Annotated in this window: 9 protein-coding genes; 5 read left to right on the top strand and 4 right to left on the bottom strand. The window is 69.3% G+C overall.

Annotated elements, in window-relative coordinates:
- Nucleotides 1–296 precede the first annotated feature (296 nt).
- From CLT71_RS30950 to CLT71_RS30940, 3 genes are all read left to right on the top strand, one after another.
- The gene (locus tag CLT71_RS30950; protein ID WP_101370206.1) at nt 297–515 is read left to right on the top strand and encodes a winged helix-turn-helix domain-containing protein; all 219 of its coding nucleotides are present in this window, start codon (nt 297–299) and stop codon (nt 513–515) included.
- 254 nt (nt 516–769) lie between these two features.
- Nucleotides 770–1,030 (top strand): hypothetical protein, encoded by a 261-nt coding sequence (locus CLT71_RS30945; protein ID WP_101370205.1) that lies wholly within the window; start codon nt 770–772, stop codon nt 1,028–1,030.
- A 603-nt stretch (nt 1,031–1,633) separates the two neighbouring features.
- Nucleotides 1,634–2,071 carry a hypothetical protein gene (locus CLT71_RS30940; protein ID WP_101370204.1) on the top strand — a complete coding sequence of 146 codons (438 nt, stop codon included), beginning with the start codon at nt 1,634–1,636 and terminating at the stop codon, nt 2,069–2,071.
- A gap of 126 nt (nt 2,072–2,197) precedes the next feature.
- On the opposite strand, the gene CLT71_RS30935 is transcribed toward CLT71_RS30940, so the two are convergent.
- A complete protein-coding gene (locus tag CLT71_RS30935) occupies nt 2,198–2,542 on the bottom strand; it encodes a hypothetical protein (RefSeq protein ID WP_101370203.1) in 345 nt (114 codons plus the stop codon).
- Nucleotides 2,543–2,783: 241 nt separating this feature from the next.
- Between CLT71_RS30935 and CLT71_RS30930 the strand changes: the two genes are divergently transcribed.
- Nucleotides 2,784–3,209 carry a hypothetical protein gene (locus tag CLT71_RS30930; RefSeq protein WP_101370202.1) on the top strand — a complete coding sequence of 142 codons (426 nt, stop codon included), beginning with the start codon at nt 2,784–2,786 and terminating at the stop codon, nt 3,207–3,209.
- 31 nt (nt 3,210–3,240) lie between these two features.
- Here CLT71_RS30930 and CLT71_RS30925 read toward each other — a convergent pair whose 3' ends face one another.
- On the bottom strand, nt 3,241–3,711 hold the full coding sequence (locus CLT71_RS30925; protein ID WP_101370201.1) for a hemerythrin domain-containing protein: 471 nt from the start codon (nt 3,709–3,711) through the stop codon (nt 3,241–3,243).
- Between the two features lie 396 nt (nt 3,712–4,107).
- On the opposite strand from CLT71_RS30925, the gene CLT71_RS30920 reads away from it, so the two are divergent.
- A complete protein-coding gene (locus tag CLT71_RS30920) occupies nt 4,108–5,745 on the top strand; it encodes a sugar-binding protein (RefSeq protein WP_486483735.1) in 1,638 nt (545 codons plus the stop codon).
- Between the two features lie 104 nt (nt 5,746–5,849).
- On the opposite strand, the gene CLT71_RS30915 is transcribed toward CLT71_RS30920, so the two are convergent.
- Together CLT71_RS30915 and CLT71_RS30910 are read right to left on the bottom strand one after the other, a co-directional pair.
- The gene (locus CLT71_RS30915; protein WP_101370199.1) at nt 5,850–8,123 is read right to left on the bottom strand and encodes a UvrD-helicase domain-containing protein; all 2,274 of its coding nucleotides are present in this window, start codon (nt 8,121–8,123) and stop codon (nt 5,850–5,852) included.
- A complete protein-coding gene (locus CLT71_RS30910; RefSeq protein ID WP_101370198.1) occupies nt 8,123–14,584 on the bottom strand; it encodes a DEAD/DEAH box helicase in 6,462 nt (2,153 codons plus the stop codon). The genes CLT71_RS30915 and CLT71_RS30910 overlap by 1 nt, the downstream gene beginning before the upstream one ends.
- Between the last annotated feature and the right edge of the window lie 32 nt (nt 14,585–14,616).

Here is a 14,616-nt window from a genome sequence, read left to right as displayed (position 1 = left end):
AAACAGGACGTGGGTGGGTGGCCCCGGCCCGACCTTCGGGTCGCCCTACCCAGGCCGAGGCCACCCCCGCCCCACCGCCGCACGCACGAGCAACACGTACGGCAGCAGGGCGTGACTCAGAAGCCGGGACGGACAACCCGTACGAGCCGGCCGTCCCGGATGGAAGATGATCACAAAGTGCTACCTAGGGATCACCCGGACAGCAACATATCGCGGTATGCGGGAGAAGTACAAGTAGTTGAACCTGGCGACCTTGCGTGATCGAATCGACCTGCTACCTAGGGAGATACGCACACATGGTCACGCCGAACTACCAGCGTGTCGCCGACGACCTGCGCGACCAGATCAAGTCTGGAGCGCTCGGTCCAGGCGATCAGCTGCCTTCGATCCGGCAGCTTCAAGCCAGGTACGGAGTCGGCAACAACGCCGTCCACATGGCGATCGTCATCCTGAAGTCCGAGGGCCTCGTCTATGGACACCAGGGCAAGGGTGTCTTCGTAACCGGGTCAAAGTAGGCGCCGCCACGACGCGATGGCAGGGAGCGACCGGCAGGGCTGCGCCCTTTGCCCCTCTCGGATAGTGTTCGATCGGCCACCTAGGAGTGATACGTCCAAGGGTGCCGTCCTTGCTGGCCCATGCACAGCTCCGGAGAGCAGGCTGCAATCCCGAGGTATCACGCAGTCGGGGTGGAGGGCCAAGGGCAGCGCCCTGGAAGGGCTCAGAACACGCGGGACTTCAAGGCTCCGAACAGCCGATCGGGTGAGGTGCGATGAACGTCGGAGATGTGAAGATCACAGTTCGACGAGGGCTCCAGTCGACTGACGCGGGACGGCGCACGATCGAAACGGTTGGGGTTGACATAGCAGACGTCACGAGTCGCGCCGGCTACACCGTGTACGACAGCAAGCACCCCGAGGTCGAAAAAGCAATGGCCTGTCTGCGGGAGGCGGCTCGCGAGGTGGGGCTCGCAAACCGTCGAATCGACGCAACCGTCGAGGAGGCCAACGAGTTCTTGAAGGCGCTGGGATGAGCAGCGTTGGCGAAGTTGTCGCTCAGCTCCGCGAGGTGATCGAGCACCTGGACCGGACCGCCATGGCAGCGGACCGCGCCCAGACGGACCTGGCGACTGGACATTCGTCGCTCATCGACGCGGGACGTGGAAGTGACCACCCGAAGATCCGCCTGGCAATCGCCGAAAGTGAGGCCGCCCGAGCGAAGGCCGGGAAGATCGCCCGCTTGTTAGCCGACGGCGCTGGCCACTTCGCGAGCTACGCCAACGTCATCGCACCCGGAAGCGCACCGCCAAGAGGTCGGGCAACTGATTCCCTACCATCGGGTGAGGACATCGTTCGGGACGCAGCCAAACGCGCCTCGATTTTCCGCAAGGCATCCAGGGCGACGACCCACAATGCAGAGCAGGTGGGTGACTACGCCAAGAAGCTTGCCGACTTCATCGACGCAGCCCGCCCGAAAGGCGCGACATCGCAGACTCAGCGCCCCGAGCCACCCCCTGCCGCGTCCTCACCCCCTACTCACGGGGAGACTGCGCAGGCACTGGTAGTGACGAGCGCCGTGCTACTAGCGGGCGCACTGCACCTCATTGACAGGTTCAGGCAGAAGCGAGAGGAAAGCCGTGACCAACCGAAGCGCACACCTCGAACTGATTCGCTTGATAGCGAAGGGTGACGCAGATAGCTATCGCCGACACTGCGCAGAACTTGATGCCAGAGGCTGGGAGGGGCTCGGGGAGGTAGTCGGCGCCGCCTTCTTCATTGCAGCCGATCGCGCCTTTCCCGCCGACGTCTCAGCCGGCGACGTAATTCGCTTTGTTGCCAATGCTAGGGCAGAGATCCAGGGTACAGGGTTTGATCTCGACCCGAAGGCGGCCGAGACGCTGATACTCGCCGCCAAGACCGGACAAGCAGAGAGGCTTGAGAAACTGGACCAACAGGCAATCATCGAAAACGAGATGCTGCTCCTCTGGAAGTTCCTCGGAGATCTTGATGACGAGAACCTTGATGAGTTTCTGACCGAGGTTGACACGCTTGCCGAGCAATGGAGCAAGGAGTAACTCCCCCACCCACCTACTACCGTCGCCTAATTGAGTTGGCTTACTTGGTGTTGTTGGTGCGGGGTCTCGTCGCGGGTACGCTTCTCGGCCCTGCCCCGGCGAGGAGGGGCTCGGACGACGACCGACCTACTTGGACGGGCGCAGCGGACCCATGGTGTCGTCGTACCGGAGTGGTGACGGCTTCCGGCGCTCCTGCCGCCACCAGTGGACCCGCAGCGCGAGCATCCCGCCGAGGAAGGTGACGAGAGCGACGAACAGGACCCAGTCCTGCGTCCTCCCGCCCTCCAGCGCCGCCCCCAGCATGGCCGCGAGAAGGGCCAGCCCAGCTACAGAGAGCCATCCCGCCCGTACCCGGTAGTAGGTGACGGGGAGCTTGCGGTTCGTGTAGCGGGCGACCGCTTCCATGACCAGAAACACCGGTGCGACGGGTACGCAGAGCAGGAACAGCACGAAGGCGTAAGTGATCCACACCGGCGGCGTACCTTTCTGGAGCCTGGTATCGCCTTGCACGGTACGTGAGCATCCAGCTATCGACACAGCCACGACCAGGACCGTCCCCGCACTGCCGGCGGACGCGACCGTCGAAGTTCCGGTGGACCACAAAACATGGAATCATATCGATGGCTTCGCACGGGGTAGGGCACGCGGATCCGCGTCGCCGGTGACTCCGGCGGTGCCGCCGTGACGTCCATTCCTGACCGAAAGGTTTCCGATGCCCGTCATTCCCGTACGCCGCCTGTCCGGTGCGGCCGGCGCGCTCGCGCTCGCCGCCGCCGCGATGGTCGCCCCCGCCGGACCGGCACAGGCCGCTGGTGCCCTCGACGACGAACTTCCGAGGGTGATCGCCGAGCCCGCCGAGACCCTGATCCCGGAGGGCACCGGCGGCTCCTTCCGGGTGCGCCTGAGTCACCGGCCGGCCGAGGCGGCCTTCCTCCAGATGAGGATGCGGGGCACCGGCAGGTGGTACAGCCAGCCGGTGATGCTCCAGTTCACTCCGACGAACTGGAGCAACTGGCAGGGATACTCGTTGGGGAGCGGTCAGGATCCGGACACGGTCGACGACGTCCTCGTCATCACCCTCAGCTTCCCCGAGTACCGCCCCGACAGCGTCACCTTCACCCAGATCGACGACGACTGACCGCTGCACCGTTGGCGACGCTGGCGTACGGTCACAGCGGCCCCAGTACGGCGTCAGGGTCCGCGTCCAGCGCCAGCGTCTCCAGCACCGTCAGAAGCTGACGTTCCTCGTACCTGAAATGCGACTCCATGATCGCCGCGACGCCCTCCAGATGCCGAGCCAGTTCCGCTGGCGGGGCGCCCCGAGCCACCGCGGTCTGAAGGCCGGTCAGCAGGTACCCGATCATCGAATGGTCCTGCCGCAGGTAGCGCAGCGTCTCCCGCAGCTCGGGATGCTGCTCGGCGATCGCCGGGAAGAGGTCCCGGTCCTCGCCCTCGTGGTGCGCGGTGAGCGCGGTGCAGAACCCGTGACAGAAGAGCAACAGCTCTCGGGTCGCCGGCTCCGCCGGCTCGCCGTCGGCCACGGCCTGCCGGGTCACGCGCAGCGCTTCGCGGAGCCGCTCATGGACGCGACGTAATTCTCGACTCCAGGCCACCAGCCTGGTCTGCTCGCCCTCACCCACAGGTGGAAGGCGAAGGGACGACTGACACGTCGTGATCCCTTCGGTCCGGCGCCTCCATGCCTGACACGGCCTGCCACCGGCACGCGACGCTGCGAGCGAAGCTATCACGAAAGCGTGGCCCGGACCGAGCCGCCGTTCGGGTACGCCAGCGTCCGGCGGGCGGACGGGTCACCCGTCGACCACTGCCCGGCTCCGAAACATCGGCAGCCGATGCACCGAAACTTTCGGTCAATTGACCGTCCGGTGGAGAGGGAACGCCCGGTCGGACAGGGCATTTCGACGAGCCCGCGTCACCCGGCTAACATTCGCGCGACTGGATCCGCGAAAGCGATTCGGAGACACCGCCATCGCCTCGTCCCGCCCGGGTAGGGAGCCCTTGATGCGCATCGGACGTAGATCTCGCGTGGGGTACCGGTCGACGGGGTGGGCCACCAGTTCCACGTCTCCCTGTCCACCCCGACCGCCAGCCTCGGCACCGCACTGGCCGCGTTCGAGAACCTGCCGGTGACCCAGGCCGTCACCGAGTTCGACGTCACCACGGGTACCCCGGTGACTAATGCGAACCTGATCGAGCAGGGCTACTACTTCCGGGACGCGTTCCGCATCTTCCGGGCGTACGCCGACGACCTGTTCGTGGTCACCGTGTGGGGCCTCACCGACGGCCGGTCCTGGCGGGTCGGCAACGGTGCCCCGCTCGTCTTCGACGACAACCTCCGGGCGAAGCCGGCGTACCACGGCGCGGTCGACGGTGAGCTTCCGGCCCGGCTGCGCACGGCGAACGTCTTCGCCGGCGACGTTCCGCTCTCCGGCACCGCCACCTCCGACCTGACCTGGAGCAAGCTTCCGCTGCACCCGGTGGAGGACCTGGCAAGGTTCCAGCTCCGCTGGGCTCCGGACCACCTGACGGCCTTCGTCACCGTCTCCGACGCCGCCGCCTCGGCCGGTGATCAGGTCAGCTTCGTGCTGGGTGAACAGACGTACACGGTGGCGCGGGACGGCAGCGGGAACGTGCCCGCCGTGGCGAAGGAGCGCAGCGGTGGCTACGACATCGTCGCCCACCTGCCGCTGACCGATGCGGCCGAGGGCGACACGCTCACCCTGGACGTCCGGGTCGGCAACGACGGTCGCACGGCAGCCTGGAACGCCCCGGGCGCGCTGGGCACCCTGGGCCTGGGCGAGGAGTTGTCGTATCTGGAGGTCACCCAGGCCCGTACGGCGCCGGTGGTCGACGGTGCGGTGGACACCGCCTGGGCCGACGCCCGCGCGGTCACCACCGGGAAGGCGGTCTCGGGCGCGGACGGCGCGGTCGCGACGGTCCGTACCCTGTGGCGGGACCAGACGCTCTACGTGCTCGCCGAGGTCGCCGACCCGGTCGTGGACGTCTCCGGGTCCGACCCCTGGACCCGGGACTCGGTGGAGATCTACGTCGACGGGGGCAACTTCAAGAACGGCCCCTACCGCTACGACGACACCCAGATCCGGATCAACGCGGATAACGGCGTCTCGTTCGGCACCGGTGACGAGGCGTTCCAGCGGGGCCGGTTGACCAGCGCGGCGGTCCGCACCGAAACCGGATACACCGTCGAGGCGGCGATCAGCCTCCTGGAGTACGGCGGCCTCGGCACGTTCCACGGCCTGGACTTCCAGGTCAACGACGCCACCGGCGGCACCCGTACCGCGATCCGGAACTGGGCCGACCAGTTGGGCACTGGCTACCAGACCACCTCCCGCTGGGGAGTGGGCCGGTTGGTCGGCCCGGCCGGCGGCAACGTCGACATCGTGGTCAAGAACTTCACCCAGTGGAACTCGGACGATGGCGGCGGCTACTGCGCGACCATCGTCGCCACGAACAGGACCGACAAGCCCGTCGACTGGTACGGCTATGTCGAACTCGACGGCGAGATCTACACGGCCTGGAACTTCGCACGGCAGATCCAGGGTGACGGCAGCTACCGGATCCACGGCGAGGGGTGGAACAAAACCCTGAAGCGGGGCGCCAGCACCTTCAGCGTGGGCTACTGCGCCAACCGGTGACCCGGGCGTGAACCGGAGCGCCGGATGCGGCGGCCGGTGAAGAGCGGGCCCTTCCTCCGCACATCGCGGCAGGAGGGGCCCGCTCCTTCCAACTGCTGCCCCTGCTATCCGCCACCGACCTGGTGCGGTCGGGCCGCCGGTGGTTGCACCAGACGGCTGGCAAGGAACGGGCTCGGCGTACCGTGCCAGAAGACGGCCAACTCGTCACGTGCCCGAGTGGCGGCGACGAAGAGCAGTGACCGATCGCGTTGACGCTCCCGCTGGTAACGCTTTGGATCAGTGCTCTGGTGTCGGCTGATCATCTGCCTGGGAACCAGTCCGTCGCTGACTCCGGCGATGATGATCCGCTGATACTCGAGTCCCTTGAACCGGTGCATCGTGCCGATGTGCACGCCATCGGGTCGCTTCGGACCGTCGGGCCCGATCTCGACCGCGGATATCCCGTCGGTCTCCAGCCGCGCGGCGACCTCGCCGGCCAGTTCCCGCGTGGGCACGGCGATCGCCACCGAGCCATCGGCCGGATTACCCCACGCCGCCAACTGCCCGACGATCAGCTCGCGCTCCTGGTGCCAGGATCCGGCGCCCCGGAATGTTGGCGCCCCGCCCCGGAGCAGCGACCGGTAACCGGCGAGATCCTCTGTGCCGCCGTCGAGATCGTCGTACGTCTCGCCGCTCATGATCTCCAGGGCCGCGGCGAGGATCTGCCGGGTGGTGCGGTAACTCAGGGTCAGCCGGGCGGACCGGCCGCGGATGTTGACACCGAGGCTGCCCAGCGTGACATGGTTGTCGTAGATGCGTTGATGGGTGTCGCCGGCCAGGAACAGGTCGTCCGGTCCGGACGCGACCATGGCGCGCAGCATCTTCCAGTGCGCGGCGCTGAGGTCCTGCGCCTCGTCCACCACGATGTGCCGGTAGCGGTGCCGCAGGAATCCGCCGGAATCCGCCGGCGGCAGTCCCGCACTGCGCGCGGCTCGGTCCATCTCCAGCCGGGCCGCCCGTTCGGCCACCTGACGCCAGGTCCACCTGCCCTGGTCGTCGAGCCACTTGGTGAACCGCTCGGTGAGCTGCCAGATCTGGTCACGTTCGGCCCGGCTGAGCGACCGACCTCGGCCGGGGCGACGCGCGGCGAAGTAGTCGGTGCGGGAGCCGAGCACCTGGCCGAGGATCACCTGGGTCCATTCGGCGGCCAGGAACTCCGCGTCCCAGACGGATTCTCCGGTCTCGAGCAGGTACTGCTGCCAGAGCTCGGGGACGGTGTTGTCATCGACGATCCGCTTGCCCACACCGGCCTTCGCCTCGGCGACGACTCGGCTGGCCAGGCGGTCGATGTTGACGATGTCCACCCGGGACACCAGTTCCTGCCCACCGAGCGCGATCAGCCGGGTTCGTAGGTCTGCCGCGAGATTCCGGTTGAAGGTGGTGAGCAGGACCGGTTTGTCCGCCCCTGGCGGAAGCTTCCGGACCAGGTGGGCGACCCGGTGCAGTGCCACGATCGTCTTGCCGGTGCCCGGGCCGCCACCCACCCGGGTGGGACCGTTGTACTGCTTCTCGACCAGTTTGCGCTGGGTGGGGTGCAGGAAGATCTGCCAGCGGTCGAACGACTCGGCGAGCATCGCCTGCAACGCTTCGTCGTCGGAGGAGACCTGTGTGGCCGGTCGTTCCACCGCCCGTCGGTAGTCGTCCGGGTCGACCACCTCGCCGGTCCGTACCGGCTCGGTGATGTGGGTGAGCACGTGCTCGAAGGACCTGCCGTCATGCAGCGACAGCAGCACGTCGGCGGTGAGCTGGGGAGCCCGCTCGGCCAGCTCCAACAGCCCGGTCTCGCTCGTCAGATCGCGAATCTGCGGCAGCAGCGGTTCGGCGACCCCCAGTTCGACGAGTTGCGCGTCGGTGAACCGCCTGAACAACGGGTCCGGCTCCACGACCGGGTCGGCCGCCCCGGGGGCGGGAGTGGGCAGCTCGTCGCCGCTGGTCGGGGTGACCACCGGCACCGCCACCGACGAGTCGGGCGACACCACCCGACCGACGATGCTGTCCCCCACCGGCTCGAGGTCGATCACCTCGATTCCGCCGGTCACCCGGTTGATCCGGTACGAGTACCGGTCCAAATTCTCGTAGACGTCCTTACGATGCCGGACCGCGACGAGCAGATAGTCCTGGTCGACGATGTGCAGCAGCAGTGCGCGGTGGTCCTGGTTGATCCGCGCCGACCAGAGCCGGGAACTGCCGGAGAGCTGCTTCAGCCGAAGCCCTGGATTACCCGGGTTGTGCCGGAACTTGTGCATGAACTCGTAGACGGCCCCGATCTCCGCCCGGGAGAGCTTCATGACCTCCTTGTCGGCCCGGTCCAGCATCCGCAACGTCGCGGCCTTGGCCATCACTGACGTCCTCCCCCACTCCTCGTCCGGAGCTGATCGGTCAACTCGTCCGCGGACCACTCCCGCGCGGTCCGGACACGCCAGCCCGCGTCGGCGTAGGCACCGTCCCGGTCGTGGACCTCGGGGTCGTCGTCGGCGCCGACGACCACCACCGCGACCCGTTGGTCCGGCCAGGCAAGCTCGGCCTGCCAGCCCTGCTCCCCGAGTTCATAGCCCACGACCGGCACCGGCAGATCGCGCCGGATGAGCGACTGCACCAGCGATTCGAGGCCGGACTCGTCCCGGTTCAGATAGTGCAGCACCTCCGCCCAGGGCGAATCGGTGCCGACGACGTCGTCGTCCGGCGAGGGCGCCTCCGGGGAGAGGCCGAGCCAGGTGGTCGTCTCCGCGTCGATTGGCATCGGCCGCTGGGTGAGCCGCAGGCCGGTGCCTTCGGAGACCGCCATCGAGGCCGGATCGAAGTCGCCCAGGGCAGTCCGGGCGAGCTGGGCACCGTCGCCGCCGCCGACCGCGAGGAACTGGACGATGTTCCCCCAGGCCAGCCAGCCGGCCCAGCGGCGACGGTGCCGCTCGCGCCGCTCGTCGCTTCCGGCGTTCACGGTCTCCGGCCGGTCGTCGACGACGGCCAACGCCGACCAGACCCGGTCGGCGGACCGGCCGTCGACGACGATGGTGACCGGGCAGTCGGCGGAATCCACCGACCGGACCAGGGTGATCCGGCCCGGCCTGGCCGGCGGCAGGGGCTCGCCACGCACACCGGCGAGGATCCGTTCGCCGATGCCGCTGGAGTCGGCCGAGCTCGGCTTCTCGGTGGCCTGTACGAGCAGGCCGGCCAGGGCCGCTTCGGCGCGACGCCGCCACCGGTCCGGATCGGGCTCGGCCAGAAACCGCAGGAGCAGGTCGACCGGGTTCGTCCAGACGTACCGCTCCAGGTCTGCGGGGTCGGCGTCGGGTACGGACTGCCGGTAGAGGTCCCGGGCCCGCTTCTTCGCCAGTCCGCCGTACGGTTCCCAGGTGGTCGCGCTCGTGCCGTCCGCGTTGTCGCGCCAGCCGTCGACGTCGTCCCAGGTGATGGCGAAGACGTAGAAGTCGTGGGCTCGGAGCCGGTTGCGCTTCTCGGCGTCGTCGGCGAGCCGGTTGTACTCCGGTGACGCGTGGTACTTGAACCCGTCGAGGTAGACCGCGATCTCCGGGGCCGGCGCGTCGAGCCTCCGGAAGTGCACGTCCGGTCGGGTGCCTCGGATGGTGTTCTGCAGTTTCATCTGCCAGTGCGTGACGTCGACCCCGTTCGGGGCGGTGAACCGCAGGTCCGCCACCCGGGCGCCGTCGTGGTCGGTACGCCGTTCGAGGCGTACGCCGGAGCCTGGCTCGGCGGCCCAGGCCAGCAGCTTGTTCAGGAACCGCATCTCCAGCTCGCTCTCCACCTGGTGGATCAGCGAGATGTCGTTGGTGCGGGTGCCCGGCAGCACCGCCCAGGTGTCGAGCAGCCGGCTCAGCATCCCCAGCGCCTCGCCCCGGTTCATCAGGTTGAACTCGCTGTTGCGGGCGTAGCGCAGCAGGCACCGGTGGCAGGCCGTTCGGCCCTCGTGCTGGCAGACGCAGCTGCCGATGATCTGACGAGCCCGCGCAAGGATCTGCCGGAACTGGTCCGGGTCGGCGAGTCGGTGCAGGTAGCCGGTGCCCTGCGGCTGGGTGTCGTAGACGACCACGTAGTTGCGGGTGCCGCCGCTGGGCGCGTCCGGCATGGTCGCCGAGAGCACCCGCAGGTGGGCCGGGTCTCCGCCGTACTCGGCGGCGATGCCGAGCCGGACGGCGGCGGCGAACGAGACGACCCGCTCCTCCACCAGCGCGGTGACCGCCGGGATCAGGATGCGCAGCGCCTCGGTCCGCAGTTCGTGGGCGAGGATCAGCGGGATGTGGTTGGCGGTGCCCGGCGACCGGCGGTGCGGGCACCAGGGCCGGTGGTGTTCGGCCTCCTTCGCCACCGCCGACCCGGCCAGGTGCGCGGCGACCTCCTGGCTCACCGTGGGCTGGCCGTCGATCGTCGTACCCCCACAGGAGTCGCAGGTGTGGAACGGGTTGATCCGCACCTCGTCGCCGGCGAAGAGTTCGCTGGCCCGGTCGTACCGCTGGGCGCCGAGGTTGAAGTGCCGGATGGTGGCGTGCCGGGTGTAGTCGACTCCGAAGGTGTCTCCGGTGTGTCGCCAGGAGGAGTCGATCCGGCCCGGGTCGACGTCGACGGTGATCGGGGTGACGTAGAAGCGGCGCTCCCGGTCGTCGTTGTCGTCGCGGATCCGGGCGTCGTCACGCCGGTCCCGGGTGAGTACCCGGGTCGGTTGCAGCACGTTGAAGACCCGGCTCTGGTCGGCCAGCCCGTCGTCGCCGCAGCGCGGGCAGGGAGTGGTGTCCTCCTGCGCCAGGTGGGTCCGGGCGTACCCGCACCGGGCGCAGATCCGCCACCGCTCGTACGCCGGCCGGTTCGCCGGGCCGAGGTCCAGCCCGGAGATCTCGTGCTTGTAGCCCCGTACGTAGTAGGCGTTGCCGGGCGCGATCTCGACCAGGGCCTGCCGGGCCGGACGGTCGTACTCGCGCAGCTCGGTGTGGAACCGCCGGCTGCCGTCCGGCATCTTCTCCTCCCAGGTGAGGGTGGCGTCCAGCAGCGTGCGGTTGTCGATCAGGGCGTAGTTGGGCAGCAGGCCGAACTCGACGAGAGTGCCGTGCGCGGCGGCGCCGGCGATCCGGTGCAGCAGCTTGCGCACCTCCCGCGCCTCCGACCTCAGCATCTTCAGCTCGCGGGCGTGGTCGGGATCGCTTTTCACCAGCGTTCCCGCGACGGCGTCGATGCCGGCCAGCCGCCGTTGCAGGTCGCCCCGGCGGTCCTCCCAGGCCGCGTCGGCCCGCTTCACCCGGTCGGTCAGCCCGGCGTCGGCGAAGTGCCGGAGCTGTGTGGCGGCGACGTCCGAGACCTTGTCGCCGAAGAGACCGAGGAATCCCTCGACCAGGCGGGCACCGTCCCGCTGGCCGGCGTCGGCGAGCGCACCGAGCCAGCCGGTGGTGCCGAACAGCAGGTGGGCGCGCCGGGGCAGCGGCAGTACGCCCGGCAGCCGGCCCCGGGCGGCGAGGTCGATCAGGTGCGCGAGGTACTGCCGGCGGAGGATCTCGACGGCGGAGAGGAAGCAGCCGGGCGGCACGATCTGGCCGGCGATCATGTCGCGCGGCTCGGTCAGGTAGTAGCGGTCCCGTTCGGAGCGGCCGACCAGGGTGAGTACGAGGGCGTTGCCGCTTTTCCGACCCGCCCGGCCGGCCCGCTGGACATAGTTCGCCGGCCCCGTCGGCAGCGACGCCAGCACCACCGCGGAGAGGGCGCCGATGTCGATGCCCATCTCCAGCGTCGGGGTGCAGGAGAGCACGTTCGGGTCGGTGTACCGGTCGCCGGTGCGGAACCGTTCCTCGACGGTCTCCCGCTGGGCCCGGGTGAGCATGCCGGTGTGTTCGCCGGTGACCACCCGGAACGCCGGACTCTCCAGATAGAGCCGCCGGTAGTAGTCGTCCGGCGCGGTGTCGTCGGGGGCGGGACGCAGCCGCCCACCGCAGCGGTACTGCCGGCACGGCTGCCCGGTCCAGCCGGCGACCCGGTCCGGGTGCTCGGTCTGCTGCCAGTGGCAGGTGTCGCAGCCGATCCCGGCCGTGATCGCGGCGGCGTCGCCGAGCAGGGTCACCCGAACGTGGCCGGGCAGCAGTCCGTACGCCCGGTTGCCGTCTTCGGTGTTGCCGGCCGCGACGATTCCGGCGGTGGCCAGCGCCGGCATCAGCCGGTCCAGATATCGGGCCGCACCGGACGCGTCGAGGCCGAGACACCGGCTGGTCCAGTCCTGGTACCAGTTGCCCTTGGCGGTGACCGCGTCGAATTCGGAGCGCGATTTGGGGCTGGCGAGCAGGAACGCCGGCCCGGAGAGCCCGCGCGGAAAGGCCGGCATCCCCTCCGGCCGACCGCCCCAGATCTGCCAGCGGGCGCCGCCGCGCCGCAGGTAGGGCAGCAGCCACTCGTGGTAGACCGCGCCCCGGGTACGCAGCCGTTCGAGCAGGCCACGCAGGAAGGCGAGGTAGCGGGCGTCGTCGGGCAGCGGACCGCCGTCGGCGCCGGGCAGGGTCAGGTGTACGTCCCGGCACAGCGCCGCCGCCACGGCCGGCTCGTCGAGCCCGACCTCGACCGCGACGGTACGGGTCAGCTCCAGGGTTCGACCCTGTCGGGCCCGCAGCCCGGTCTCCAGGATGGCGGCGAACGCGAGCCGTTCGCCGACGAGCGTCCACGCCTTGCGGTCCCGCAGGTTGTCCCCGGCCAGCAGGCTGTCCACGCCGGGCTGGTCGTGCAGGTCGGGCGGGACGACGGTGGAGAGGATCTCCGGCTCGACGGCGGCGCCGATCATTTCGACGATCAGTTCGTCCAGTCCGACCGGCCTGCCGGGTTCGAGCTGGCGGGCCAGGAGGGCGCGCAGGGAGAACGCGTACGAGCGGTTGGCGACGAAACCGGCGCGGTGCGCGGCATCCTGGACGGAGTCGTTGAAGAGCAGCGTCTTCCGTTCGGCGCCGGCCAGTTCGCCGCCGGTGAAGAGTTGGGTGATCGCCACCGAGGCGAGGGTGGCCAGGCCGGCACCGAGGTAGCGGATGCCGTGGTCGAGCTCGCAGGAGGGGCAGCGGTCCTTCTCGGCCGCGTCGAGTGCGAGCAGGTCACCGAGGACGACCGTCGACTCGTCGCCGAGCTGTCCGGTCCGATCCCGGCCAGGGTCGAACGGGCGGACCCGGCGGCCGTACTCCAGGACCAGCAGACCCCGGTCGCGGTGCTGGATCTCGTCGGCGGTGGCCGCGATGAACGCCCGGACCCGGCGCTTGTCCCGGCCGACCGAGCCCCGGTAGATCTTGTCCGGGTCGGTCTCCAACTCCTGCGGGTCCTTCTCCGGGGACAGCGCCGCCCAGCCGGAGCGCCCGCAGTGCCGGCAGTAGACGGCGGGCAGCCGCTCGTACCGGCTGTCCGCCACCACCTGGTCGATCTCCGGGGCGAACGGGTCAGCGTCGCGCTCCGGCTCGCCGTACCAGCCGAAGGTGGTTTCCGGGCCGACTCCGCGCAGCAGGCGGGAGACCGCGCGTACCCACAGATGGGTTTCGATGTTGAGCAGCGGGCGGCCCGGCGCGTCCGGATTCTCGGCGCGGGCCAGCAGGCCGACGAACCTGGCGATCGCCTGCGCGGTGACCTCGGGCCGGGTCTTCATCGCGCTGCCCCAGCCCGTCGCGTTCTTCCGCGGCAGCACCTCGATGACCTCGTCGAAGGTGCGCGGGTCGGGGCCGAGCGAGTCGAGTACCGCCTTGGTCAGCGGGTGCTTGCGCAGCAGTGCACCGAGTCCGGCCGGGTCGGCGGGCACCTCGCCGAGGACCAGCTCGGCGACCTGGTCGGTGAGCCGTTCGGTGTCGCGCCCGTCGAGCGCGGCGAGGGTCTCCGGATCGGGCAGCGGCAGGCTGAAGTCCTGTTCGGCGATGAACTCGGCCGGCTCGTAACGGTCCTCGCCGATCAGCGAGTCCGGCTCGAACGGCACCCCGAAGACCTGCTCGGCGACCTCGCGGATCGCGGTCCGGCCGTCCCGGCCCCGGCCTTCGCCCAGGGTCGCGGAGGTGGCCACCGGGCAGATCGGTCCGAGTGGCCGGTCGCCGGTGGAGACGCCGAGCGCGGCGGCGAGCCGGCGCAGCAGGATCGCCACGTCGGTGCCCTGGGCGCCGTCGTAGGTATGAAACTCGTCCAATACGACGTACGCCGGCTGGGCGCCCTCCCAGAGCGGCAGGTCGTCGGCGCGTTGCAGCAGCAGGTCGAGCATCTTGTAGTTGGTGATCAGGATGTCCGGCGGGGTACGCCGCATCTCGGACCGCTTGGTGAGCACCCTCGGGTATTCGACGGCGGCCACGTCGCCGATGTAGAGACCGGCGGTGACCTGGTGCAGTGCGGCATTCTCGACGAGCAGCTCGTTGAGTCGCTTGGTCTGGTCGGTGGCGAGCGCGTTCATCGGGTACAGCAGGATCGCCTTGACGCCCGGACCGCGCTGCCGTTTGGCCCGCCGGCAGTGGTCGAGCAGTGGGATCAGGAACGCCTCGGTCTTGCCGGAGCCCGTGCCGGTGGTGATCAGCGTCGGTTCCGCATCCTTGCCCAGTGTGGACAGTCGCCGGAACGCCTTCGCCTGGTGCAGATAGGGCGTGAACCCGGCCGGCGCCCATTCCAGTGCGGCCCGCCAGTCGTCCGACGCCGGCCGGAACGGGGTCCGGATCCTCAGGTACGGACCTCGGAAGATGCCCTGATCCGGGTGGGTGAGGAAGGCCTCCAACCCGCGCCGGACGGGCTCGTCGGTCAACCCGAAGGTGGTGGTGAGGTACTGGGTGAGCGTCCTGCGAAGGGTGTCGGCGGCGATCGTGGGCTTCATGAGCAACTCACCGCAGGCATGCTACTCGTCTA

Source organism: Plantactinospora sp. CNZ320, from assembly GCF_002846275.1.
The sequence above is the reverse complement of the archived record's forward strand: the minus strand, read 5'-3'. Positions and strand labels throughout refer to the sequence as shown.

Coding starts and splice junctions, on each gene's coding strand:
- CLT71_RS30950 (WP_101370206.1), top strand. CDS start 297: ATGGTCACGCCGAACTACCAGCGTGTCGCCGACGACCTGCGCGACCAG.
- CLT71_RS30945 (WP_101370205.1), top strand. CDS start 770: ATGAACGTCGGAGATGTGAAGATCACAGTTCGACGAGGGCTCCAGTCG.
- CLT71_RS30930 (WP_101370202.1), top strand. CDS start 2,784: ATGCCCGTCATTCCCGTACGCCGCCTGTCCGGTGCGGCCGGCGCGCTC.
- CLT71_RS30915 (WP_101370199.1), bottom strand. CDS start 8,123: ATGGCCAAGGCCGCGACGTTGCGGATGCTGGACCGGGCCGACAAGGAG.
- CLT71_RS30910 (WP_101370198.1), bottom strand. CDS start 14,584: ATGAAGCCCACGATCGCCGCCGACACCCTTCGCAGGACGCTCACCCAG.